27 protein-coding genes are annotated in these 23697 nt (G+C 57.8%); 13 read left to right on the top strand and 14 right to left on the bottom strand.

What is annotated here, in order from left to right; all coding sequences use genetic code 11:
• Positions 1 to 30 precede the first annotated feature (30 nt).
• The 3 genes from ACVVH8_RS23680 (at position 31) to grxD (ending at position 2999) form a co-directional block, all read left to right on the top strand.
• Positions 31 to 321, top strand: a complete 291-nt coding sequence (locus tag ACVVH8_RS23680; RefSeq protein ID WP_103305479.1) for a hypothetical protein — start codon at positions 31 to 33, stop codon at positions 319 to 321.
• 133 nt (positions 322 to 454) lie between these two features.
• Positions 455 to 2560: a molybdopterin oxidoreductase family protein gene (locus ACVVH8_RS23675; protein ID WP_475226642.1), complete on the top strand. Its 2106-nt coding sequence runs from the start codon at positions 455 to 457 to the stop codon at positions 2558 to 2560.
• 97 nt (positions 2561 to 2657) lie between these two features.
• Positions 2658 to 2999, top strand: coding sequence for a Grx4 family monothiol glutaredoxin (gene grxD / locus ACVVH8_RS23670; protein ID WP_016773402.1), 342 nt, complete (start codon positions 2658 to 2660; stop codon positions 2997 to 2999).
• A 177-nt stretch (positions 3000 to 3176) separates the two neighbouring features.
• Here grxD and bfr read toward each other — a convergent pair whose 3' ends face one another.
• Both bfr and ACVVH8_RS23660 read right to left on the bottom strand, forming a co-directional pair.
• A complete protein-coding gene (gene bfr, locus ACVVH8_RS23665; RefSeq protein ID WP_103305481.1) occupies positions 3177 to 3650 on the bottom strand; it encodes a bacterioferritin in 474 nt (157 codons plus the stop codon).
• 201 nt (positions 3651 to 3851) lie between these two features.
• Complete coding sequence (locus tag ACVVH8_RS23660) at positions 3852 to 4070, bottom strand: bacterioferritin-associated ferredoxin (RefSeq protein WP_003227725.1); 219 nt, start codon at positions 4068 to 4070, stop codon at positions 3852 to 3854.
• 314 nt (positions 4071 to 4384) lie between these two features.
• Here ACVVH8_RS23660 and ACVVH8_RS23655 point away from each other — a divergent pair, with 314 nt between their 5' ends.
• The 3 genes from ACVVH8_RS23655 (at position 4385) to ACVVH8_RS23645 (ending at position 6064) form a co-directional block, all read left to right on the top strand.
• A complete protein-coding gene (locus tag ACVVH8_RS23655) occupies positions 4385 to 4987 on the top strand; it encodes a peroxiredoxin (protein ID WP_003227723.1) in 603 nt (200 codons plus the stop codon).
• A gap of 189 nt (positions 4988 to 5176) precedes the next feature.
• The gene (locus ACVVH8_RS23650) at positions 5177 to 5647 is read left to right on the top strand and encodes a Panacea domain-containing protein (protein WP_103305482.1); all 471 of its coding nucleotides are present in this window, start codon (positions 5177 to 5179) and stop codon (positions 5645 to 5647) included.
• Positions 5648 to 5650: 3 nt separating this feature from the next.
• Positions 5651 to 6064, top strand: a complete 414-nt coding sequence (locus ACVVH8_RS23645; protein ID WP_401298496.1) for a hypothetical protein — start codon at positions 5651 to 5653, stop codon at positions 6062 to 6064.
• Between the two features lie 57 nt (positions 6065 to 6121).
• On the opposite strand, the gene rnt is transcribed toward ACVVH8_RS23645, so the two are convergent.
• On the bottom strand, positions 6122 to 6799 hold the full coding sequence (rnt, locus tag ACVVH8_RS23640) for a ribonuclease T (protein WP_007916667.1): 678 nt from the start codon (positions 6797 to 6799) through the stop codon (positions 6122 to 6124).
• Positions 6796 to 7842, bottom strand: coding sequence for a dihydroorotase (pyrC, locus tag ACVVH8_RS23635; protein WP_093430577.1), 1047 nt, complete (start codon positions 7840 to 7842; stop codon positions 6796 to 6798). Before pyrC ends, rnt begins: the two co-directional genes overlap by 4 nt.
• 160 nt (positions 7843 to 8002) lie before the next feature.
• On the opposite strand from pyrC, the gene ACVVH8_RS23630 reads away from it, so the two are divergent.
• Together ACVVH8_RS23630 and ACVVH8_RS23625 are read left to right on the top strand one after the other, a co-directional pair.
• Positions 8003 to 8911 (top strand): flagellar protein MotY, encoded by a 909-nt coding sequence (locus tag ACVVH8_RS23630; protein ID WP_103305485.1) that lies wholly within the window; start codon positions 8003 to 8005, stop codon positions 8909 to 8911.
• Between the two features lie 129 nt (positions 8912 to 9040).
• On the top strand, positions 9041 to 10258 hold the full coding sequence (locus ACVVH8_RS23625; protein ID WP_003227714.1) for an argininosuccinate synthase: 1218 nt from the start codon (positions 9041 to 9043) through the stop codon (positions 10256 to 10258).
• Positions 10259 to 10394: 136 nt separating this feature from the next.
• Here ACVVH8_RS23625 and ACVVH8_RS23620 read toward each other — a convergent pair whose 3' ends face one another.
• Entirely contained in the window at positions 10395 to 11108 is a 714-nt protein-coding gene (locus tag ACVVH8_RS23620; protein ID WP_475226640.1) for a hypothetical protein, read from the bottom strand.
• A gap of 501 nt (positions 11109 to 11609) precedes the next feature.
• Here ACVVH8_RS23620 and ACVVH8_RS23615 point away from each other — a divergent pair.
• Positions 11610 to 12236 carry a response regulator transcription factor gene (locus tag ACVVH8_RS23615; protein ID WP_007916656.1) on the top strand — a complete coding sequence of 209 codons (627 nt, stop codon included), beginning with the start codon at positions 11610 to 11612 and terminating at the stop codon, positions 12234 to 12236.
• Between the two features lie 89 nt (positions 12237 to 12325).
• Here ACVVH8_RS23615 and ACVVH8_RS23610 read toward each other — a convergent pair whose 3' ends face one another.
• The 8 genes from ACVVH8_RS23610 to metG form a co-directional block, all read right to left on the bottom strand.
• Positions 12326 to 12505, bottom strand: a complete 180-nt coding sequence (locus tag ACVVH8_RS23610) for a PA3496 family putative envelope integrity protein (RefSeq protein WP_103305487.1) — start codon at positions 12503 to 12505, stop codon at positions 12326 to 12328.
• Positions 12506 to 12612: 107 nt separating this feature from the next.
• Positions 12613 to 13251 carry an endonuclease III gene (gene nth / locus ACVVH8_RS23605; protein WP_315445549.1) on the bottom strand — a complete coding sequence of 213 codons (639 nt, stop codon included), beginning with the start codon at positions 13249 to 13251 and terminating at the stop codon, positions 12613 to 12615.
• Positions 13248 to 13829, bottom strand: coding sequence for an Rnf-Nqr domain containing protein (locus ACVVH8_RS23600; protein WP_475226638.1), 582 nt, complete (start codon positions 13827 to 13829; stop codon positions 13248 to 13250). The genes nth and ACVVH8_RS23600 overlap by 4 nt, the downstream gene beginning before the upstream one ends.
• Entirely contained in the window at positions 13826 to 14431 is a 606-nt protein-coding gene (locus tag ACVVH8_RS23595; protein WP_213026457.1) for an RnfABCDGE type electron transport complex subunit G, read from the bottom strand. Before ACVVH8_RS23595 ends, ACVVH8_RS23600 begins: the two co-directional genes overlap by 4 nt.
• Positions 14428 to 15411, bottom strand: coding sequence for an RnfABCDGE type electron transport complex subunit D (locus ACVVH8_RS23590; protein ID WP_213026456.1), 984 nt, complete (start codon positions 15409 to 15411; stop codon positions 14428 to 14430). The genes ACVVH8_RS23595 and ACVVH8_RS23590 overlap by 4 nt, the downstream gene beginning before the upstream one ends.
• Positions 15398 to 16606 (bottom strand): electron transport complex subunit RsxB, encoded by a 1209-nt coding sequence (gene rsxB, locus ACVVH8_RS23585; RefSeq protein WP_475226636.1) that lies wholly within the window; start codon positions 16604 to 16606, stop codon positions 15398 to 15400. The genes ACVVH8_RS23590 and rsxB overlap by 14 nt, the downstream gene beginning before the upstream one ends.
• Positions 16603 to 17172 (bottom strand): electron transport complex protein RnfA, encoded by a 570-nt coding sequence (locus ACVVH8_RS23580; RefSeq protein ID WP_401298514.1) that lies wholly within the window; start codon positions 17170 to 17172, stop codon positions 16603 to 16605. Before ACVVH8_RS23580 ends, rsxB begins: the two co-directional genes overlap by 4 nt.
• A gap of 123 nt (positions 17173 to 17295) precedes the next feature.
• On the bottom strand, positions 17296 to 19347 hold the full coding sequence (gene metG, locus ACVVH8_RS23575; protein WP_213026453.1) for a methionine--tRNA ligase: 2052 nt from the start codon (positions 19345 to 19347) through the stop codon (positions 17296 to 17298).
• Positions 19348 to 19712: 365 nt separating this feature from the next.
• Here metG and apbC point away from each other — a divergent pair, with 365 nt between their 5' ends.
• Positions 19713 to 20807, top strand: a complete 1095-nt coding sequence (gene apbC, locus ACVVH8_RS23570) for an iron-sulfur cluster carrier protein ApbC (protein WP_475226633.1) — start codon at positions 19713 to 19715, stop codon at positions 20805 to 20807.
• Positions 20808 to 20938: 131 nt separating this feature from the next.
• Here apbC and ACVVH8_RS23565 read toward each other — a convergent pair whose 3' ends face one another.
• A complete protein-coding gene (locus ACVVH8_RS23565; protein WP_475226631.1) occupies positions 20939 to 21697 on the bottom strand; it encodes an SDR family oxidoreductase in 759 nt (252 codons plus the stop codon).
• 160 nt (positions 21698 to 21857) lie between these two features.
• On the opposite strand from ACVVH8_RS23565, the gene ACVVH8_RS23560 reads away from it, so the two are divergent.
• From ACVVH8_RS23560 to ACVVH8_RS23550, 3 genes are all read left to right on the top strand, one after another.
• Positions 21858 to 22589, top strand: coding sequence for a HugZ family pyridoxamine 5'-phosphate oxidase (locus ACVVH8_RS23560; RefSeq protein ID WP_475226629.1), 732 nt, complete (start codon positions 21858 to 21860; stop codon positions 22587 to 22589).
• Between the two features lie 65 nt (positions 22590 to 22654).
• Positions 22655 to 23131 carry an FxsA family protein gene (locus tag ACVVH8_RS23555; protein ID WP_122606802.1) on the top strand — a complete coding sequence of 159 codons (477 nt, stop codon included), beginning with the start codon at positions 22655 to 22657 and terminating at the stop codon, positions 23129 to 23131.
• A gap of 260 nt (positions 23132 to 23391) precedes the next feature.
• Positions 23392 to 23685, top strand: coding sequence for a co-chaperone GroES (locus tag ACVVH8_RS23550; protein ID WP_003227685.1), 294 nt, complete (start codon positions 23392 to 23394; stop codon positions 23683 to 23685).
• Positions 23686 to 23697 lie beyond the last annotated feature (12 nt).

Below are 23697 nucleotides of genomic sequence, written 5' to 3'. Positions count from 1 at the left end.
TACCTTTCGAGCGACGCAGGAAGCCTTTGAATGGAATCGAAAGAAAAACTGTTGATGGAGTTGCTGGGCCACACGGCTCGCTCCCTGACCCATCTCACCGCGTCGGTCACCTCCATGTCCTTCGAGTTGTTGCGCAGCGAAGATGACGTGGTCAAGGCTGCCAGCCGCCAGATGATCGACCGCATGGCGACGATCAGTGCCGGGCTTGACGAGCACTGGCGCCTGATCGGCGAGCTCACCGGCGTACACGTCGCTCACGAGCAGATCGAAACCATTCAGGAAATCCAGTTGCAGGCGCCGCCGCAGTTGCCGTCGAACTGATTTGACGGGCTATCGGCTCGCCTGATGGTCGTCGATTCACAAGACGAACGTCGCTGGCGCCTGGCTGGCGCACGGGCCATAGTTTTGTTCCCGCAGGCGTTGTTGCCTGCCCAGAACACAACAGAGACTGGCCATGACCAAGACTCTCCATTACCGTGCCTGCCACCTGTGCGAAGCCATTTGCGGTCTGACCATCGAAACCACTGAAACCGACGGCCATGTCGCGATCACCTCGATCAAGGGTGATGCCCTCGACACCTTCAGTCGTGGCCATATCTGTCCCAAAGCCGTCGCCCTGCAAGACATTCAGAATGATCCCGATCGCCTGCGTCAGCCAATGCGCCGGCTCGGCAGTGAATGGCTGCCAATCGAGTGGGACGAGGCATTTGCACTGGTAGCCGAGCGGCTGGCGGCGATTCAGGAGCGACATGGGCAGAATGCTGTCGCGGTGTATCAGGGCAATCCGAGCGTGCACAATTACGGGCTGATGACCCACAGCAATTACTTTCTCGGCCTGCTGAAAACCCGCAATCGCTTCTCCGCCACCTCGGTCGATCAGTTGCCGCATCACCTCAGCAGCTACCTGATGTACGGCCACGGTTTGCTGTTGCCGATCCCGGACATCGATCACACCGATTTCATGCTGATTCTCGGCGGTAATCCGCTGGCGTCCAACGGCAGCATCATGACCGTGCCAGATGTTGAAAAACGCCTGAAAGCGATCCAGGCGCGCGGCGGCAAGGTCGTGGTGGTCGATCCACGGCGCAGCGAGACGGCTGCGATGGCCGATCAGCATCTGTTCGTGCGTCCCGGTGGTGATGCTGCATTGCTGTTCGGGCTGCTCAACACGCTGTTTGACGAAGGCCTGGTCCGCGGCAGTCATTTGCCGGTCGAGGGTCTGGACGAGGTTCGCACGGCCGTGGCGTCGTTCACTGCCGAAGCCATGAGTCCATTGTGCGCCGTGCCTGCCGAGCAGATCCGTCAGCTGGCCCGCGACTTCGCTGCCGCGCCGAGTGCGGCGTGTTACGGGCGCATGGGCGTTTCCACCCAGGCATTCGGCACGCTGTGTCACTGGGTGGTGCAGTTGATCAATCTGGTCACCGGCAACCTCGACCGGGTCGGTGGTGCGCTGTGCACCGAGCCGGCGGTGGATCTGGTGGCGTCGACCTCCGGCGGGCATTTCAACAAATGGCAAAGTCGTGTGTCGGGCCGTCCCGAGTATGGCGGTGAGTTACCGGTCTCGGCGCTGGCCGAAGAGATGCTCACCGAAGGCGAGGGGCAGATCCGTGCACTGATTACCGTCGCCGGCAACCCAGTGCTGTCGACGCCGAACGGGCGGCAGTTGGAGCAAGCGCTTGATGGTCTGGAGTTCATGGTCAGCATCGACCTGTACATCAACGAGACCACGCGTTACGCCGATCTGATCCTGCCGTCGACCTCGGCGCTGGAGAACGATCACTACGACACCACGTTCAACCTGTTCGCGGTGCGCAACGTGACCCGCTTCAATCGCGCAATCCTCGCCAAGCCCGAAGGCGCGCTGCATGACTGGGAGATCTTCATCGGCCTGGCCAAGGCCTTTGCCGAGAAGACCGGCAAGGAGCTGAAGCCGACCATGCCACCGGCGAAGATGATCGACATGGGCCTGCGCATGGGTTTCTACGGCGATGCCTCCGAACACAAACTGTCGCTGGCGACACTGTTCGATCATCCCCACGGGCTAGACCTTGGAGCATTGAAGCCGAATCTGGCCAAGCGTTTAAAAACGCCTGATCAGCGCGTGCAGGCTGCGCCCCCCGAGATCCTCGCCGACCTCGCACGCTTCGCCGCCTTACGGGCGCCAGCCGCCGATGAACTGCTGATGATCGGGCGCCGCCATGTGCGCAGTAACAATTCATGGATGCATAACTATCACCGTCTGGTGAAGGGCAAGCCGCGTCATCAGTTGTTGATGCATCCGGACGATCTTGCCAGCCGAGGCCTCAACGATGGGCAGTTGGTGCGTGTGAGCTCGCGGGTCGGGCAGATCGAAGTGGAAGTGCTCGGCAGTCTGGACATGATGAAAGGCGTGGTCAGCCTGCCGCACGGTTGGGGACATGCAAGGCCGGGGGTGCAGATGGCGATTGCCAGCGGCCAGCCGGGTTCGAGCGCGAACGATCTGACCGATGAATGTCAGCTCGACGAGTTGTCCGGCAATGCCGCGCTGAATGGCGTGCCGGTGACCGTCGCGGCGGCGTGAGCATGTCTGTCGGGGAGACCGAGCAGGGCGCTCGGGATTCCGTTACAATGCGCCACCGTGCCGACCCATGAGTCGGAAAGTTCAGCCGAGGTGCTCCATGGATATCATCGAAACGATTAAAGAGCAGATTGCCAACAACACCATTCTGCTTTACATGAAAGGTTCGCCGAATGCCCCACAATGTGGCTTCTCCGCGAAAGCTGCACAGGCTGTGATGGCGTGTGGCGAAAAGTTTGCGTACGTGGACATCCTGCAGAACCCGGAAATCCGCGCCAACCTGCCGAAGTACGCCAACTGGCCGACTTTCCCACAACTGTGGGTCGGCGGTGAACTGGTCGGCGGTAGCGACATCATGACCGAGATGGCTGCTGACGGTTCGCTGCAAAGCACCATCAAGGCGGCTGTCGAAGCGGCTGCTGCGAACAAGTCGGAAGCCTGATCGGCCTCTGTGAGAGCCAGCAATCTGGCTCTCACACTGGTTTTACCCGGCACCTGCTCCCTGTAGGAGCTGTCGAGTGAAACGAGGCTGTGATCTTTTGATCTGCAGCCAATAAAAAGCCCCGCGCCTCGAAAGAGGGCGGGGCTTTTTAGTGTCTCGTGTTTAGCGGGCGCTAACTTACTCTTCGCCCATTTGCGATTGCAGATAGTTCTCAAGACCGACTTTATCGATCAGGCCCAGTTGGGTTTCCAGCCAGTCGATGTGTTCTTCTTCGGATTCGAGAATATCTTCGAGCAATTCGCGGCTGCCGAAATCGCCAACGGTTTCGCAATGAGCGATCGCGGCTTTCAGATCAGCGTGGCCGGTCTTCTCGATGCGCAGGTCGCACTCCAGCATTTCCCGGGTGTGCTCGCCGATGTGCAGCTTGCCGAGGTCCTGCACGTTCGGCAGGCCTTCGAGGAACAGGATGCGCTTGATCAGCTTGTCCGCGTGCTTCATCTCGTCGATGGATTCTTTGTACTCGTGCTTGCCCAGCTTGTTCAGGCCCCAATCTTCATACATGCGTGCATGCAGGAAGTACTGATTGATCGCGACCAGCTCATTGGCAAGGATCTTGTTGAGATGCTGGATGACTGTAATGTCGCCTTTCATGATCGGAGTCCTGCCCTGTAATAGCTGTATATAAGGCGGAGTTTGAGCTTCGTACTTATAAGTGTCAAACCTAAGTTATTGAATAATATATGAAAATTAATCGGAATAAGAATGTTTGTGTTCCGCGTCTAGACGCTAACCAATTGATTTTCAGGCATAAAAAAACCGGACATAAGTCCGGTTCTTTGAAATAGGGGTAATTTACGCAGCGGTAAATTCTACAGGATAGGGGATCGCAGCCTGGGCGGTTTGCAGCTTGGTCAGGGTTTCGCGTACGACTTCCTTGGCAAGGCAGGCACATTTGCCGCATTGGCTGGCGACGCCGGTGGCCTGGCGGACTTCTTTATAGCTGCAGCAACCTTCATAGATCGCTTCGCGGATCTGTCCGTCGGTGACGCCAGTGCAGAGACAAACATACATAAGTGAGAACCGTCGCTGGTTGTGACTCAATTGCGATGGATCTTAATGTTAACGAGAATGATTGTCAAAGTGCTTTCGGAAAGCTTTGCGCAGGATTTGCGCGTGACTGACGAGCGGTAATGACTGGCCATCTGCCTGGCCCCGTAAATGCAGCGCCGTTATCCGCCTGCTTTAAAAAACCGTTAAGGACAGGCCAAAAACGCAGTGTATGATGGTCGGCCCTTGCGAAGGGGGTTCGTGTCACAGGGCTGTCGCCTGAGGGTGGCAGGCTGGCCCGGACCCTGAACTTCAAGTTTTTACACCAGGAGATATCAATGAGCGTACTCGTAGGCAAACAAGCCCCTGACTTCACCGTCCCGGCCGTACTCGGCAATGGCGAGATCGTTGACAGCTTCACTCTGTCCTCGGCCATCAAAGGCAAATACGGCCTGGTGTTCTTCTACCCACTGGACTTCACCTTCGTCTGCCCGTCCGAGCTGATCGCTCTGGACAACCGCATGGCTGACTTCAAGGCTCGCAACGTTGAAGTGATCGCCGTGTCGATCGACTCGCACTTCACCCACAACGCCTGGCGCAACACCCCAGTGAACAATGGCGGCATCGGCCAGGTGAAATACACCATGGCTGCCGACATGAAACACGACATCGCCAAGGCCTACGACGTTGAGTCCGAAGGCGGCGTGGCTTTCCGTGGCGCATTCCTGATCGACGACAAGGGCGTTGTCCGCTCGCAGATCATCAACGACCTGCCGCTGGGCCGTAACATGGAAGAGCTGATCCGTCTGGTCGACGCTCTGCAATTCCACGAAGAGCACGGCGAAGTCTGCCCTGCCAACTGGAAAAAAGGCGACAAAGGCATGAACGCTTCGCCAGAAGGCGTTGCTGCATACCTGACCGAGAACGCTGCTGCCCTGTAAGGCGCAACGTCGAGGTACAAAAAAACCGGCCCACGTGGCCGGTTTTTTTTATGTGGAGAATTATTTGAAACAGCCTTTCGGCATCATTTGTTTCAAATGCGCGAGAAAAATACTGGATGACTGAACAGTGGTTGGATAGGGTTGTGCTCGAGCGATAACAGGTCGCCTCACTTCAGTAAGGACGGTGCAATGGATTGCATGATGCAGAAGGGGATTCAAATGCCGAGTAGCCTGGACGTTGCGGATTATTTCCTCTGCCTGGAAGGGCATGAGGGGGAGATCTCCAATCTTAAAATTCAAAAAATGGTTTATTACGCTCAAGGATTCAGTCTGGCCGTCCATGGCGAGGCTCTCTTCCCTGAAAAGCTGGAAGCGTGGATGCACGGGCCAGTGGTTCCGGATCTGTATCGAAGATTCAGCCAATTTGGATCGAGTGCCATTCCTCCTCCAAGTGATTTCAATCCAGATGTCTTCAGTGCCAAACAACAAAGTTTGCTCAACGAAGTGTTCGACGTTTATGGCCAATTCTCGGCGTGGAAACTACGTCAGCTGACACATGAAGAAGCCCCTTGGCGTAGAAACTTCAAGGAAGGGGAGTTCAGCCGAGAAATTCCCGCCTGTGAGATGCAGGAGTATTTCCGAGAGCATTTGGTGAACTGAAAAATGGCCAGGTTCAAACGCAGGGAACGCGATGCGGCGGCTGCAGTAACGGCAAGGACGTCCACCATCGAAATGGATTCATCGGAAGCACGACCTCCGGTTTTCTCATTTGAATATTTGCAGAATGGATGGTGCATTCAAGATTGCGAGGCCGTCGAACGCTCGAAAATGCTTGAGCGTCTGAGGATTCCGGGAAAAATGCCTTGGAGAGAAATGCGCAAGGAGCATAGGCATCGATATGGCTGTGAAACGATTGAGAGAAACAGCTTGAAAGTCGGGATACCTGATTTTTTAACAGGTGATGTCAGATTGTTGGTGTTTCGGGCTTTCGAGCGTGTAGCGATGGTTGGCTACAAAAACCATCGGGTTTTCTACGTCATGTGGATTGATCGAGAATTTAAGCTCTATAAGCATTAAACGAAAAACCGGCCCACGTGGCCGGTTTTTTCATGTGCAGGATTTACCCGGCGAGGATCAGTCGTCGAAGTCTTCCCAGCCCCCCATCTGTTTCCAGCGGTTGACGATGCCACAGAACAGCTCAGCGGTTTTCTCGGTGTCGTAACGCGCGGAGTGCGCCTCACGGCCGTCGAAATCGATGTCGGCGGCCTGGCAGGCTTTTGCCAGTACGGTTTGACCGTACGCCAGACCGGCCAGCGTCGCGGTGTCAAAGCTGGAGAACGGGTGGAACGGGTTGCGCTTCATGTCCAGTCGCGCAACCGCAGCGTTGAGGAAGCCGAGGTCGAAGCTGCTGTTGTGGCCGACCAGAATCGCCCTTTTGCAGCCGTTGGCCTTCAGCGCCTTGCGAATTCCGCGGAAGATGTCGGTCAGTGCCGTCTCTTCGCTGACGGCCATGCGCAGCGGATGATCGAGCTTGATCCCGGTGAACTCCAGCGCTGCCGCTTCGATGTTGGCGCCTTCAAACGGCTCAACGCGGAAGAAGTAGGTGTGATCCGGGTAGACAAAACCCTTTTCATCCATGGCGATGGTGGTCGCGGCAATCTCCAGTAACGCATCGGTGGCAGAATTGAAGCCACCGGTTTCTACGTCGACGACAACCGGCAGGTAGCCACGAAAGCGTGCTGCCATCGGGTGACGGGAACCGCCACCGCCACTTTGACCGTCCAGTTCGTCGTCGAAATGGTCTTCACTCACGCGTGTTCCTCCAGCAGGCGCCAGCGCAGTTTTTCACCGGCGCGCAGCGGGATAACGGTCAGCTCGCCGAATGGCAGGCTGGTCGGGGCGGTCCATTCTTCACGAACCAGGGTAATGCGATCGGTATTCGCCGGCAGGCCATAGAAGCGCGGGCCGTTGAGGCTGGCGAAGGCTTCGAGCTTGTCCAGCGCATTACGCTGTTCGAAGGCTTCGGCGTACATCTCAATGGCGGCGTACGCGGTGTAGCAGCCGGCGCAGCCGCAGGCGGCTTCCTTGGCGTGCTGGGCGTGCGGCGCCGAGTCGGTACCGAGGAAGAACTTCGCGCTGCCGCTGGTGGCGGCGTCGAGCAGAGCTTCCTGATGCGTATTGCGCTTGAGGATCGGCAGGCAATAGAAGTGCGGCCGAATCCCGCCAACCAGCATGTGGTTGCGGTTATAGAGCAGGTGATGTGCGGTGATGGTCGCGCCTACGTTGGCCGAGGCCTCGTTGACGAACTGCACGGCATCGCCGGTGGTGATGTGTTCGAACACCACTTTCAGGGTCGGGAAACGCTCGACCACACGACGCATGTGCTCGTCGATGAAGATCTTTTCGCGGTCGAAGACATCGACATCGCCACGGGTCACTTCGCCGTGGATCAGCAGGGGCATGCCGACTTCGGCCATGGCTTCCAGCGCCGGGAAAATCTTGTCGATGCTGGTCACCCCGGAATCGGAGTTGGTGGTCGCCCCGGCCGGGTACAGCTTGGCGGCGTGTACGAAACCGCTGGCCTTGGCTTCACGAATTTCTTCGGGCTGGGTGCGGTCGGTGAGGTACAGCACCATCAGCGGCTCAAAGCGACTGCCGGCCGGGCGGGCAGCGAGAATCCGCTGGCGATAGCCGTCGGCTTCAGCGGCGTTGCGCACTGGCGGGACCAGGTTGGGCATGATGATGGCGCGGCCAAAGGTGCGCGCAACATCGGCAACGGTATTGGTCAACACGGCACCATCGCGAAGATGAATGTGCCAGTCGTCGGGACGCAGCAGGGTCAGGCGGTCGGACATGAGGGGATTCCAGGCGGGTCAAACTGAGGCGAATGCTACCGGAAAAGACTCTTGCAGGCACTCGCTATCAAGTTTTGCGGGATGCTTCCGATATCCCGTAGGTATGCCGTAAACATAGTGTGAATCGGTCTTTGTGTTTCAGAAGCCAATGGAGCCTCCCGTGCGCCAGCGTTATTTAGCCTTGCTCAGTGTGTTTGCCAGCCTTCCCGCGATGGCGCTCACCTACCAGACTCGCCTGGAGAACATTGAGTGGACGGTCGCCGGCGACAAGTTCGAGTGCCGCCTGACACAGCCGATCACCGATTTCGGTTCGGGTGAATTCGTGCGCAAGGCTGGCGAACAGGCGATCTTTCGTCTGAATGCCTACAACGCCATGCTCGGCGGCGGTTCGGCGACTTTGCTGGCAGCCGCCGCGCCTTGGCAGCCGGGGCGCGGTGACATCAATCTGGGCAGCGTCAGGCTCGGCAGTGGCAATGTCTTGTTCAGCAGCTCGCAGTCCCAGGCCGGTGGCCTGATCAGCGGTCTGCTGGACGGTCGTAGCCCGGTCGTGCGTCGTGCTTCGGGCGATGGCCGCGTGTCGGAAGTGCGTTTGTTGCCGGTGAAATTCAGTAAGGCGTTTAACGACTATCAAACCTGTGTGGCGAAATTGCTGCCGCAGAATTTCGACCAGATCAAGCAGTCGCAGATCGGCTTCCCCGGCGAGGGCGTTGACCTGGACGCTGCCGCCAAGGCCAAGCTGCAAGTGATGCTCGAATTCATGAAGGCTGATCCGACGGTCAATCACATTGAGCTCGATGGGCATTCCGACAACAGCGGCAATCGTTTGACCAACCGTGAACTGTCGCGCCGTCGGGCGCTGGCGGTGGTCGACTTCTTCAAGGCCAACGGCATTCAGGAATCGCAGATCACCGTGCGTTTCCATGGCGAGCAATATCCCATTGTGCCGAACACCAATGCGGCTAATCGGGCGAAGAATCGTCGGGTTAACGTAAAACTCGCGCGCGTGGCTCCAGTCACGGCCCCGGCACCACAAGCGAGCACTCCAGCCAACACTGCGGCGACTTCCTGACCCGCCGGTCATCGTCGCGCTCTCGACAGATTCTGTCGCTTTGTCGTCTTAAGCTGTCGCGCCTCTGTAAATTATCGCGTTTGAGCGGTAGACTCCTCGGCTTTCCGTAGAACCCCGTGGAGTGATGGCATGGCGGACGTAAACAAGGTCGTTCTGGCGTATTCCGGCGGCCTGGACACTTCGGTGATCCTCAAGTGGCTGCAGGATACTTATAACTGTGAAGTGGTGACCTTCACCGCTGATCTCGGTCAAGGCGAAGAGGTCGAGCCGGCCCGCGCCAAGGCTCAGGCCATGGGCGTCAAAGAAATCTACATCGACGACCTGCGCGAAGAATTCGTGCGCGATTTCGTATTCCCGATGTTCCGCGCCAACACCGTTTACGAAGGCGAGTACCTGCTGGGTACCTCCATCGCACGTCCGCTGATCGCCAAACGTCTGATCGAAATCGCCAACGAAACCGGCGCTGACGCCATTTCCCATGGCGCCACCGGCAAGGGCAACGACCAGGTGCGTTTCGAACTGGGCGCCTACGCGCTCAAGCCAGGCGTGAAAGTAATTGCCCCTTGGCGTGAGTGGGACCTGCTGTCCCGCGAGAAGCTGATGGACTACGCCGAGAAGCACGCGATCCCGATCGAGCGTCATGGCAAGAAGAAGTCTCCGTACTCGATGGACGCCAACTTGCTGCACATCTCCTATGAAGGCGGCGTGCTGGAAGACACCTGGACCGAGCACGAAGAAGACATGTGGCGTTGGACCGTCTCCCCGGAGAACGCGCCTGACACCCCGCAATACCTGGAACTGACCTATCGTAACGGCGACATCGTTGCCCTGGACGGCGTCGAAATGACCCCGGCCACCGTACTGGCGACGCTGAACAAGATCGGCGGTGCTCACGGTATCGGCCGTCTCGACATCGTCGAGAACCGTTACGTCGGCATGAAGTCCCGTGGCTGCTACGAAACCCCGGGCGGCACCATCATGCTGCGCGCTCACCGCGCCATCGAATCGATCACCCTGGATCGCGAAGTCGCTCACCTCAAAGACGAGCTGATGCCGAAATACGCCAGCCTGATCTACACCGGCTACTGGTGGAGCCCTGAGCGTCTGATGCTGCAACAGATGATCGACGCTTCGCAGGTCAACGTGAACGGTGTGGTTCGCCTGAAACTGTACAAAGGTAACGTGATTGTCACTGGCCGCAAGTCCGACGATTCGCTGTTCGACGCAAACATCGCGACCTTCGAAGAAGACGGCGGTGCTTACAACCAGGCCGACGCGGCAGGCTTTATCAAGCTCAACGCGCTGCGCATGCGCATTGCTGCCAACAAGGGCCGCAAGCTGTTCTGATTTTTCAGACTGACGCGCAGTAAAAGGGCGGCCTTGTCTTCGAGACAGGGCCGCCCTTTTTTACATGATTCTTTTTTTCGGCGCTCATCGAGCAATGTCTCTGGTCTGTCCGCTTGCGCGACAACGACCCCATCCTTCAAGTCCGTCCCAACAGCGTCACCGCTTGTGAGCACAGGTTGTAAACAATACACAGTGTGGTGCCTGAGTCTTTCCTGGCGTGTTTGATCTGTAGCAGCGCACTCTTCGTCAGTGAAGCGTCTGACACATGATTGGAAAGAAACACGATGACGCGGGTGGTTTTCCTCTCGTTGAGCCGGATTCTTTGCACAATTGTGGCGAGTTCTCTCGACGCATCGATGTCACGGGCATCAATGATGTGCAGGTTGCTGACGCAAACGGGCAACTGAATATTGTGTTGGACCGTCAGGTTTGACCTCGCACGGGGGGGCGTTGGCGGATCGGGCGCGTTGTGGATTTCGCACGAGTCCGCGCATTGTGCGGCGGTATCATGAGGTACGACGCGACTCGAAATTCCGAAAGTATGGTGTGTGGTGGATCCCTCTTTGGATGTGTTGCGTTTGTTGTCGCGGTCATTGCTGTCCATGGCTTTCAAGAAAGTCGCGTCCTTACCGAAGTCGGAAGGTGAATAGAGTGAGCGATAATTGAAGTTCAAAGTTATAAAAAAAAGAAATAACAAATAGAACGGAAAGCTGATCAGGAACCATACATAGATGGCGCGATCCTCACTGTTGAGGAACGGCAAGGATATCGCTGCAGATGCTTCTGAGATGCCAGCGAATATAGCGATTACCGTCATTGGATTGGTGATTTTGTTTTTTATCTTTAACATGCTTGTGCTCTTGTGTTTGGCTTTTCTCATAGATGGGTTGTTCATGTTTTGTGAGGTTGTGATAGTTGAGAGAGTGTTGTTGTATTTATAGCAAAAGTGTTTGATTGAGTATAAATATCTTGTTTCAAGTGTTTGTGGGGCGTGGAGGTGCATGAAAGTTGTGAAAGAGAGTGTTATTGCTTGATGTTTCCAGTTTGCACGCGTGATCATTCTTGTTAGGTATATGTCGTCCATCCGTAATGGAGTCGGAGTGTGGAATGGCCGCTGCATGGCACAAGGGTCGTAATCTGTTACAAGTTAAAGTGGGGAATATAACGAGGGAGTTAGTGCGTTACAGCGTCGGATTTATAGAGTGAAAAGGATTTTTTGTAGGAATTATCTTCAATGGTTGTAGGGAATGTCTTTCGATGCAAGTGCATGAGAGCCCCGACATGCCACTGCGCAAGTGACTGGGATATGGTGCGTGTTCTAAAAATTCGAACAGCGAAACTGGACTTGCCCATGAATAAAGTGCTGATCGTGGATGACCACCCTGTCATTCGTCTTGCGGTACGTATGCTGATGGAACGTCATGGCTACGAAGTCATTGCAGAAACTGATAACGGCGTGGATGCATTGCAACTTGCGCGCGAGCAGATGCCGGATATTGTAATTCTGGATATTGGAATCCCCAAACTTGATGGACTGGAAGTTATTGCGCGTCTGACCTCGACCGCCATGCCAATTAAAGTTCTGGTACTGACCTCCCAGGCGCCTGGACATTTTTCAATGCGCTGCATGCAATCGGGAGCGGCGGGATATGTGTGTAAACAACAGGACCTGACTGAATTGCTTAGCGCAATCAAGGCCGTTTTGTCCGGCTACAGTTACTTTCCAAATCAGGCGTTGCATACAGTGCGTACCAGTCTGGGTAATGCCAGTGAAGCAGACATGGTGGATCGTCTGTCCGGGCGCGAAATGATGGTGTTGCAACAATTGGCGCGAGGCAAGACCAACAAGGAAATCGCCGACGGCATGTTTCTGAGCAACAAAACCGTGAGTACCTACAAGACCCGCTTATTGCTGAAACTCAATGCGCGTTCACTGGTTGATTTGATCGAGCTGGCGCAACGCAATGGACTCGTCTGAATGTTTTATCAGCTGACGGGGTCATGGGCCGATCGAGTTCAGCTAGCCGCAGAAAGTGAAAAGCCTCCGTTTCGGGAGGCTTTCAAGCATCAGAGATCAAAATCGTAATCGGCCAATTGCCTTTGCAGTCGGCGCTCCTCCAGCAGGTTATCGATTGTGCGACGTTTGCTGAGGTTGGTTTTGGCCACCTCGACAACCGGTTCCGGGTCATCGGTCTCAGTGGGGGTGAAATCGTCTTCTACGTCCAATCGCTCTTTTTCGGTACTCATAAAGCTGACTCCCGGCTAAGACTGCCTTTGGCGCTCCTTATATCGGTAATGCAGCGACGGGTAAAAAAGATTTTTTCAATCGATCAATCAATAAACCTAATGCTTGATCAATCGTCCGATGTTTTGGCTTTGTACTCGCACAAATCTTCGATCCTGCAGCTGCCGCACCGCGGCTTGCGTGCCAGGCACACATAGCGTCCGTGAAGAATCAGCCAGTGGTGGGAATCGAGCAGAAATTCCTTGGGGACGAACTTCATCAGTTTCATTTCCACTTCGACAACATTCTTGCCGGGAGCGATACCGGTGCGGTTGCTGACGCGGAAAATGTGGGTGTCGACGGCCATGGTCAGTTGGCGGAAAGCCGTGTTGAGCACCACGTTGGCAGTCTTTCGGCCCACGCCCGGCAAGGCTTCGAGCTCCTCACGCGTTTGCGGTACTTCACTGCCGTGGCGCTCGACCAGCAAGCGGCAAGTCTCGATCACGTTCTTGGCTTTGCTGTTGTAGAGGCCGATGGTCTTGATGTATTCGGACAGACCTTCGACGCCCAGCGCATGTATCGCCGCCGGGGTGTTGGCTACCGGGAACAGCTTCGCCGTTGCCTTGTTGACGCCCACGTCGGTCGATTGCGCCGAAAGGATCACGGCAATCAGCAGTTCGAAAGGCGAGGAGTAGGCCAGTTCGGTTTTCGGCTCGGGATTGTCTTCATGCAGTCGGCGAAAGATCTCAAGACGTTTTGCGGCATTCATGGGCGATGCGTTTCCTTGGAAATAGAGTTCGAGCGGGTCCACGCCTGTCGGGCGGCCAGCAACAGCCCCAACAGAATCAGCGCGCCCGGAACCAGAGTTGCCAGATGCAACCCTTCACTGAATAAAACAAGACCTTGCCAATGTTCGAAGATGCCTCGGCCGAGGGTCCCCTGACCGGCGAGCTCTCGCAACAAGGCGAGGATCAGCATCAAGGCACCGAACAGACCCGCGAGTTTGAAGCGCTCGATTCGCGACTGTCGGAAGAATCCATTGTGTTCCAATGCTACGCACTGCAAAGCGATCAGGCCGGCATAAAGCCCCAAGGCCTGATGCCATGGCAAAAACCAGCGTTGCGCGAGAATCTCGGCGCAACTGGTCAATGCAGATGCGAGCAGCAAGCTGGCGAGTAAAGTGTTTGTCCCCGTCAGGCGCGACCGCAGCGGGCGCATGCACATGCCGTAAGCACCCACGACCAGGACGAACATCAGTACCGTTACCAGTGCGCTGGCCAATGAGCCGGTGGTGCCCAGCAGCAACATCAGCATCAATGAGTTCGCCAGCGTCGCCGATCGGGTCATGGTTCGTTCCCCAGTAATGGCACACGATGCTCATCGAAGTAGCGCAGTGCATCATGGATTGCATTGATCACCGCGCGAGACGTAATGGTCGCGCCAGCCATCTGATCAAACTGCCCCTGATCCTTTTTCAGCGCCCAACCGGAATCCGTCGGTTGATTGCTCGATTTGCCGGTAAATACCTGCAACCACGTATTCGGCCAGTCGCCCAAATGTCCGCCCAGTGCCGGGGTTTCTGTCTGCTTGAGGGTTTTCACACCGAGCAATTTTCCTTCCGCATCGATGGCGATCAGCAACTCGATGCTGCCCGCATAGCCCTCGGTCTGGCTGCGCAGCAACACCGCGACTGACTGGCCAGCCTTGGTCGCGCGATAGCCGCCGGTCAGTGTGCTGTGGCTCAAGGCGACGTTTGCCAGGACCAGCGGCTGTTCCAGCGGTTGATTGTCATAGGTCTCTGCCGCGAGCACGTCGAGCAGTTTGCGGCTGTCGAACAGACGTTGCGCAGCGGCAATCTGCGGTGCATTGCTGCGTTGTACAAAGTACGTCGCACCGACGCCGACGACGGCCAACAGCAGCAGCGTGAGCGCGCTTGTCGTCCGATTCATGGGCTCACCTGTGCTTGTCGACTGGCGGCAAACCGTTCCAGCGCCGGCACGCAGAGATTCATCAGCAACACCGCAAACGCGACACCGTCCGGATACCCGCCCCAGGTGCGAATCAGATAAGTCAGCAAGCCGACACCGACGCCAAACAGTAAGCGGGCGAGAGGACTTTTGGCGCCGGACACCGGTTCAGTAATGATGAAGAATGCGCCAAGCATGGTGGCGCCACTGAGCAGGTGAAACAGCGGCGAGCCGTGTGAGTCCGAGCCCGAGCCGTTCCAGCACAACAGACTGACCACAAACAGGCTGGCAAGCATGCCAACCGGCGCATGCCAGCCGAACACTCGTCGTTGCAGCAGGAACAGCCCGCCCGCGAGAAATGCCAGGTTCACCCATTCCACACCCTGGCCGCCGAAGCGCCCGAATGCCGGACTGGCGGCGAACAACTCATCGATGGTCAGACTTTTATTGATGCGCAGACTGTCCAGCGCTGTGGCCTGAACCCAGGCGTCCGGCGCCTGAGCGGGATTGAACACCTGCTGCACGGCGTCGAACAGCGCCAGGCCGTGAGCCGGCCAATGTGTCATCGGCTGTGGAAACATCACGATGATCAAGGCAAATCCGAGCATGGCCGGGTTGAACGGATTTTTACCCACGCCGCCATACAGGTGCTTGCCAAACAACAGACCGAAGGCGATTGCGGTCACCGTCAGCCACCATGGGCAATACGCTGGCAACGCGACGGCCAGCAGTGTCGCGCTGACCAGCGCACTGCCGTCGCTCAGCGTCGGCTGTAACGATTGGCGGCGCAGACGCATGACGCACGCCTCAACGATCAACGCGGTGCTGACCGACAGAATCAAATTGATCAACACGCCCCAGCCGTACAGCGCGAACAAGGCCAGCAGCCCCGGCAGCGTAGCGAGCAGTACCTGTCTCATCGCCTGTTGCAGGCGATCGTCCGGCGCCTCAAGGGGCGACATGGTCTTGCACCTGGCGCTCGGCGTCTTGCAGGCGGGCGCGGGCCTTGTCGAGGGTTTCGGCGGGCGTGTCGGCGCGACGTTCGAGTTTGTTGAAGTCGGCGCGGGCGTAGGCCAATTCGGTTTTCAGCTGACGAAGCTGGGCGTCGATCGGGCGTTTTTCCACTCGCACAAGGTCAGGCACAGGCTGATCACTTGAGTTTTCGGCGGCGTGAAGGGCTTGCTCGGCTTCACGCAGTGATTGCTCCAGCGCCGTAATTTGCTCGGGTGGCGCCTCGGCAGTCTGGGCCTTTTTCAGCTCGGCGCGCCGCATGGCCAACTGGATCTTTGCTCGTTTCAGGTCGGCGTCCTTCGCCGGGACTGGCGCGACCGGAGCGGCGGGTGTGGCGCTTTCGAGTTTCGCCAGGGCCTGCTCGGCTGCTTCGAATTGTTGCTGCAGCACGATCAATTGCGACTGCTGCTCAAAGGTCGGCGGATGGCCGAAGGCTTTCAGCGATTTGTGCAATTGCGCGCGGCTCATCGCGACGTCAATCTTGGCTTTCTTCAGCGCAGCATCAGCCGTGGCGGCTTTTTGCGCGCGCACACGCTCCAGCGCAGCCTGCACGGGGTCGAGCGTTGTTACCTCAGATTGCGTGGCTTTTTTCGCCCTGGCCTCACGTTCAGCCTGTTTCTGCTGTTCTTCCCGTTGCAGGCGCGCGTTACGGCGTTCGAAACGCTGGCGAGCATGGTCGCGTTTGACGGCGCGCGCGCGTTGTTCTTCAAGACTGAATGCCAGCCCGCCCACCACCGGCAATGTGCCGAGCGGCAGTGGATGCATTTCGATGCAATCCACCGGGCACGGCGCCACGCACAGGTCGCAACCGGTGCACTCGTCGATGATCACCGTGTGCATCAATTTCGCCGCACCGACGATGGCGTCGATCGGGCAGGCCTGGATGCACTTGGTGCAACCGATGCATTCGGCTTCGCGGATGTAGGCGACTTGCGGCGGTGCCGAACCCCGGCTGATGTCCAGTTCCAGCACCGGCACTTTCAGCAACTCGGCCAATGCCGCCACCGTTTCGTCACCGCCCGGCGGGCATTTGTTGATCGGCTCGCCGGCGGCGATGCCTTCGGCGTAGGGTTTGCATCCGGGGTGGCCGCACTTGCCGCATTGGGTCTGCGGCAGCAGGGCATCGATGCGTTGAATCAGACTCATGTTTTGATCAGTCCACTGAATCCGAGAAAAATCACTGCGATCAATCCGGCGCCGATCAGGTCGATCGGCAAGCCGCGAAAGGGCAGAGGAATGTCGTTGCCGGCCGTGCGCTCGCGCAAATCGCTGAACAGGCACAGGACCAGCCAGAAGCCCAGCCCCGCGCCAAGGCTCAATGCCGTTGCAGGCAGCAGCCCTTGATCGTTTTGCGCATTGATCAGCGCCAGCCCGAGTATGCCGGCATTGCCCAGCAACAGCGGCCACAAACCCTCGAACGGCCAGTCGGGCAGCCCGCGAGCCAGCGCTTTCAGCAGCGGTGCGATCAACAGCACGCTCAACGGCAGAAAAACGAATAGACGCAGGGCTTGCAGTTGCAATGGCACCAGCAGCCAGTGCCAGATGGCCTGACTGATTACGCCTACGATCAGCATCAGGCACAACGTCGCCAGCCCTAGCGCATGCACCTGACGGCGACTGCCCGCCAGCAGCGGATCGACGCCCAGCGGCCAGTGCAACACGAAGTTGTTGAGCAGCGCGGCACTGAAAAGCGTAAGCACAAGTTCGGTCATGGTTCTGCCGGCGAAACGGGCGGGTGTCTCTTAAGGTTAGGCATTATCCGGCAGGGTGGGCCAGATATGAAAAATCCCACCGGCATGCAGGGCACGTCGGTGGGATCGATTGGTCGCCGCGTCTTACTTGATGCGTTGACCCGGCTTGGCGCCGCTGTCCGGGCTCAGCAGGTAGATTTCTTCACCGCCAGGACCTGCCGCCATCACCATGCCTTCGGAAATACCGAACTTCATTTTCCGTGGCTTGAGGTTGGCGATCATCATGGTCAGGCGACCATCGAGTTTGGACGGGTCCGGGTAAGCGCTCTTGATCCCGGAGAACACGTTGCGTTGCTCGTCACCGATGTCCAGCGTCAGGCGCAACAGCTTGTCAGCACCTTCCACGTGTTCGGCCTTGACGATCAGTGCAACGCGCAGATCAATCGCGGCAAAGGCGTCGAAGTCGATTTCCGGCGACAGCGGATCCTTGGCCAGTTCGCCGTTGCCCGCCGGTGCGGCAGCGCCGGTGTCGGTCTGGCTGGCGGTCAGGTCTTCTTTCGAGGCGTCGGTCATGGCTTGCACTTTTACCGGGTCGATGCGGGTCATCAACGGCTTGAATTCGTTGAGCTGGTGGTTGGCCAGCAGGGTGGTGTGGTCGTTCCAGGTCAGCGGGGCGACGTTGAGGAACGCCTCGGCATCGGCAGCCAGCAGCGGCAATACCGGTTTGAGGAAGATCACCAGTTGGCGGAACAGGTTGATACCGGTGGCGCAGATCGCCTGGACTTCATCCTGCTTGCCTTCCTGCTTGTTCAACGACCATGGCGCCTTGTCGGCGATCCACGCGTTGGCGCGGTCGGCCAGAGCCATGGTTTCGCGCATGGCACGGGCGAAGTCGCGGGCTTCATAGGCGTCGGCAATGCTTGGTGCGGCGGCGAGGAAAGCCTCGGTCAGTTCTGGCGCGGCATTGTTGTCGACCAGCAGGCCGGCGTTACCTTTCTGAATGAAACCGGCGCAACGGCTGGCGATGTTGACAACTTTGCCGACCAGGTCGGAGTTGACCTTCTGCACGAAGTCTTCGAGGTTCAGGTCGAGGTCATCGACGCCACGGCCCAGTTTGGCCGCGTAGTAGTAGCGCAGGTATTCCGGCGACAGGTGATCCAGGTACGTGCGGGCCTTGATGAAGGTGCCACGGGACTTGGACATCTTCTGGCCGTTGACGGTCAGGTAGCCGTGAACGTTGATCCCGGTTGGCTTGCGGTAACCCGCGCCTTCGAGCATCGCCGGCCAGAACAGGGCGTGGAAGTTGACGATGTCCTTGCCGATGAAGTGGTACAGCTCGGCGGTGGAGTCCTTGCCCCAGAACGCGTCGAAGTCCAGCTCCGGCGTGCGATCGCAAAGGTTCTTGAAGCTGGCCATGTAGCCGATCGGCGCATCCAGCCATACGTAGAAATACTTGCCCGGCTCGTCCGGGATCTCGAAGCCGAAGTACGGCGCATCGCGGGAGATGTCCCACTGTTGCAGGCCGGCGTCCAGCCATTCGGCGATCTTGTTGGCGACGGCGTCTTGCAGGGTGCCGCTGCGGGTCCAGGTTTGCAGCATCTGCTGGAAATCCGGCAGCTTGAAGAAGAAGTGCTGGGAATCCTTGAGCACCGGTGTGGCGCCAGAGATCGCCGACTTCGGATCCTTCAAATCAGTTGGCGCGTAGGTCGCGCCGCATTTTTCGCAGTTGTCGCCGTACTGGTCTTCGGTGCCGCATTTCGGGCAGGTGCCCTTGATGAAGCGGTCGGCCAGGAACATTTTCTTTTCCGGGTCGAAATACTGGGTGATCGAGCGCTGGGCAATGTGCCCGGCATCACGCAGCTTGATATAGATCTGGCTCGACAGCTCACGGTTTTCTTCGGCGTGAGTGGAGTGGAAATTGTCGAAGTCGACCAGGAACTCGGCAAAGTCGGCGCTGTGTTCAGCCTGCACGTTGGCGATCAGTTGTTCCGGGGTGATGCCTTCTTTTTCCGCGCGCAGCATGATCGCCGAACCGTGGGCGTCGTCGGCGCAGACATAGATGCATTGATTGCCGCGATGCTTCTGGAAGCGCACCCACATATCGGTCTGGATATATTCCAGCATATGGCCAAGGTGAATCGAACCGTTGGCGTAGGGCAGGGCGCTGGTGACGAGGATCTTGCGTGGTTCGGACATGTGGGGCTTCGCTACTTGATGAAACGGAGGTCGGCCACTATAAAGCGCTGGCGTATATTTTTCACCCTGTGCACCTGTTTCCGGATACGCCAGTCACTTAATTTCAGCCTATGAAACCTTTCTATGTGAATGGGCCCCTGTGGCGAGGGGATTTATCCCCGATGGGTGGCGAAGCCGCCCCTAAACCAGACAATTCGGTAAATCAGGCAGATCGCGTTCAATGGTTTCACGACTGCTGCGCAGCCGATCGGGGATAAATCCCCTCGCTACAAAGGTTTTCCAGCTCGAGCAATCTGTTCGCCTCAAATCAATGTCCAGCGTACGATACCCGCCATCTTTTCCCAGTCTTGTTATCGGAGTTGCCCATGAGTGCCGTCACTCGCGCAGCGGTGGAAGCCGTCCTCAGCCAATACACTGACCCTTACCTGAATCAGGACCCGGTCAGCGCCGGTTGCGTAAAGAACATCGAGATCCTCGGTGACCGCGTCAATGTTCAGCTGGAAATCGGTTACGCCGCCGGTCTGTTCAAGAGCGGCTGGGCGCAACTGCTGCAATTGGCCATCGAAAACATCGACGGTGTGGTTATCGCCAGGGTCGAGGTCAACAGCGTGATCGCCGCGCACAAGGCCCAGGCGCAGATTCCGGGGCTGGCCAACGTCAAGAACGTGGTCGCCGTAGCGTCGGGCAAGGGCGGTGTCGGTAAATCGACCACCGCGGCCAACCTTGCGCTGGCCCTGGCCCGCGAAGGCGCCAAGGTCGGCATTCTCGACGCCGATATCTACGGCCCGAGCCAAGGCATCATGTTCGGCATCCCCGAGCGTACCCGCCCTGAGGTCAAGGATCAGAAGTGGTTCGTGCCACTCAAGGCCCACGGCGTGGAAGTCATGTCGATGGCCTTCCTGACCGACGACAACACGCCGATGGTCTGGCGTGGTCCGATGGTTTCCGGCGCGCTGCTGCAACTGGTTACGCAAACCGCGTGGGGCGATCTGGATTATCTGGTCATCGACATGCCGCCAGGCACCGGCGACATTCAACTGACCCTGGCGCAGAAAGTCCCGGTGGCCGGTGCCGTGATCGTCACTACCCCGCAGGATCTGGCACTGCTCGATGCGCGCAAAGGCGTGGAAATGTTCCGCAAGGTCAACATTCCAGTGCTGGGCGTGGTGGAAAACATGGCCGTGCACATCTGCTCGAACTGCGGCCATGCCGAGCATCTGTTCGGTGAGGGCGGTGGCGAGAAGCTGGCGACTCAATACGGCGTCGAACTGCTGGCGTCGCTGCCGTTGTCGATGTTGATCCGCGAACAGGCCGATGGTGGCAAACCGACGGTTATCGCCGAACCGGACAGCCAGATTGCCATGGTCTATCAGGAACTGGCCCGCCATGTGGGCGCACGAATCGTGTTGCAGGAGGCGGCAACGCCGGCCATGCCGAACATCACCATCAGCGACGATTGATCCATCAGCAACACCGGTAATCCTGTAGGAGTGAGCCTGCTCGCGATAGCGGTCGATCATTCAACACTTCTGTTGAATGTTAATCCGCTATCGCGAGCGGGCTCACTCCTACAGTTGTTTTGCGGTGGATGTTAGATGCGCAACCCGCCATCCATCTCCAGAACCCGCCCGGTGTAGTAGTCGTTCTCGAAGATGTACGCCGCCGAATGGGCGATCTCTTCCGGTTTGCCCATGCGCTTGAGCGGAATACCCGACGTCATTTTCTCCAGCGCTTCCGGCTTCATGCCCAGGGTCATCTCGGTCTCGATGAAGCCCGGCGCAATGCCCGCCACGCGAATGCCATAACGCGCCAGCTCTTTTGCCCAGGTCACGGTCGCCGCCGCTACACCGGCCTTGGCGGCGGAGTAGTTGGTCTGGCCGACGTTGCCCGCGCGGGAGATCGACGAGATGTTGATGATCGCGCCGCTGTTCTTCAGCTCGACCATTTTTGCCGCCACTTCACGGGTGCACAGGAACACGCCGGTCAGGTTGACGTCGATCACCGCCTGCCACTGGGCCAGGCTCATCTTGGTCATTTCGCCGTCCTTGACCTTGAGCAGCAGGCCATCGCGCAGGATCCCGGCGTTGTTGATCAAACCGTGAATCGCGCCGAAATCTGCCGCCACTTGGGCGACCATGTGCTCGACCTGTTCTTCATTGGCGACGTTGCATAGATAGCTGCGCGCCTCGACACCTTTGGCTTTGCAGGCGGCAACCGCGTCGTCGAGTTTTTCCTGGTTCAGATCGACCAGTGCCAGCTTCGCGCCTTTACCGGCGAAATACTCAGCCATGGAGCGGCCCAAACCCTGGCAACCGCCGGTGATAATGATTACTTTGTCGTTGAGTTGCATTCGCATGCCCCGATAGCAGGTCAGAGTGGTTTTCCTTGGAGAGCCTCTCGATCTGCGCCCGATGTGGCCTGGCTGCACATGAGAGTTGCCCGAAGGTGAGCGGAACTTATCCCGCACGCCTGTCCGTTTTTTCGACGGATTCTATTTAAGGAGTCATAAATTGAGCGTTGAAGTGGCCAAGAATGCCCGAGAATTGCTTCTCAAGGAATACCGCGGAGTGCTGTCGACCCACTCCAAATCGATGCCCGGTTTTCCCTTTGGCTCCGTCGTGCCTTATTGCCTGGACGAGCAGGGTCGGCCGCTGATCCTGATCAGCCGCATCGCCCAGCACACCCATAATCTGCAAAAAGACCCGAAATGCTCGATGCTGGTGGGTGAGCGCGAGGCCGATGACGTGCAAGCCGTTGGTCGCCTGACCTATCTGGCCGAAGCCGAAAAACTCGAAGGCGCCGCTGCCATTGACGCCGCCGCCGAGCGCTACTACCGCTTTTTCCCGGATTCACAGAACTACCACAAGGCCCACGATTTCGATTTCTGGGTGTTGAAGCCTGTGCGTCATCGTTACATTGGCGGTTTCGGCGCGATTCACTGGATCGATCAGTTGACCCTGGCCAATCCGTTCGCCGGCAAAGCTGAAATCAGCATGGTCGAGCACATGAACAGCGACCATGCCAAAGCCATCGCGCATTACGTCGACCTGGCCGGCCTGCCGAAAACCGTACCGGCGCAACTGGCCGGGATCGACACCGAGGGTATGCACCTGCGCATCGGTCAGGCGCTCTACTGGTTGCCGTTTCAAGCGCCTTGTCATACGCCGATACAAGTGCGCGAAGCCTTGGTTTCTCTGGCTCACGCTGAGGTCTGGCCAAAAAAGACAGTGGCCGACGCTTGAATTCACGAAAGGGCGACGTCATCTAAGGCTTACTGCAAGGCATTTCTTGCGTTGAGGAAATTTTGATGCGCCCTTTTTTGTTGCTCTTTCTGCTGTTTCCGGTGCTGGAGCTCTTCGTATTCGTCAAAGTGGCAGGGTCTATCGGGTTTTTCCCGGCCCTGTTGCTGATCATTCTCGGCTCGATGTTCGGTGTGTTCGTGCTGCGCGTCGCCGGTCTGGCCACGGCACTGCGTGCCCGGGAAAGCCTGAACCGCGGCGAGCTGCCTGCGCAAACCATGCTTGAAGGCCTGATGCTGGCACTGGCGGGTGGCTTGCTGATCCTGCCGGGTTTCATCAGCGATGTGGTCGGTCTGGTGATGTTGCTGCCGTTCACCCGTCGTCTGCTGGCGAACAAGATGCGCCAGCGCGCCGAAGATCAGGCCATGCGCCAGCGTGCATTCGCCGACGACCTGCAACCCCGTGGCGGTCCTGCACCGCGCCAGCCTCTGGGCCGCGAGGGTGATGTGATCGAAGGTGAGTTCGAACATCGCGACAGCAAATAACCTGTTCAACGACACGGCACCTTCGGGTGCCGTGTTCGTTTATGGGCTGCTTTTGTGATCAACATTCGCGAAAAAATTTTAGCCTCGCCCTTGTAATAAGCTTATGCGCCCCTATGTAACGGTCACCGAAAGGTTTCCGACATTCGAGTCGGACAGACTTCCGCGGTTCGCTCGACGAATCGCAACCGGCGCAGGCCGGATTTGTTAAACCCGCCGGGACTACACCGGCCGATGAAAACCACAATTAGGAGAGATCGACAATGAAGCTTCGTCCTCTGCATGACCGCGTCGTTATCCGTCGCAGCGAAGAAGAAAAGAAAACCGCTGGCGGTATCGTCCTGCCAGGTTCGGCTGCTGAAAAAGCCAACCACGGTGTGATTGTCGCTGCAGGCCCAGGCAAGACTCTGGAAAACGGTGAAGTGCGTGCGCTGGCCGTTAAAGTCGGCGACAAGGTTGTGTTCGGTCCTTACTCCGGCAGCAACACTGTGAAAGTCGACGGCGAAGACCTGCTGGTAATGGCTGAGAACGAGATTCTCGCCGTACTGGAAGGCTGATTTCCCGCTCAT

It is taken from the genome of Pseudomonas trutticola BRTCR10, from assembly GCF_056155105.1.
Note: the sequence above shows the minus strand (reverse complement) of the source record. Positions and strands in the feature narration are given on the sequence as shown.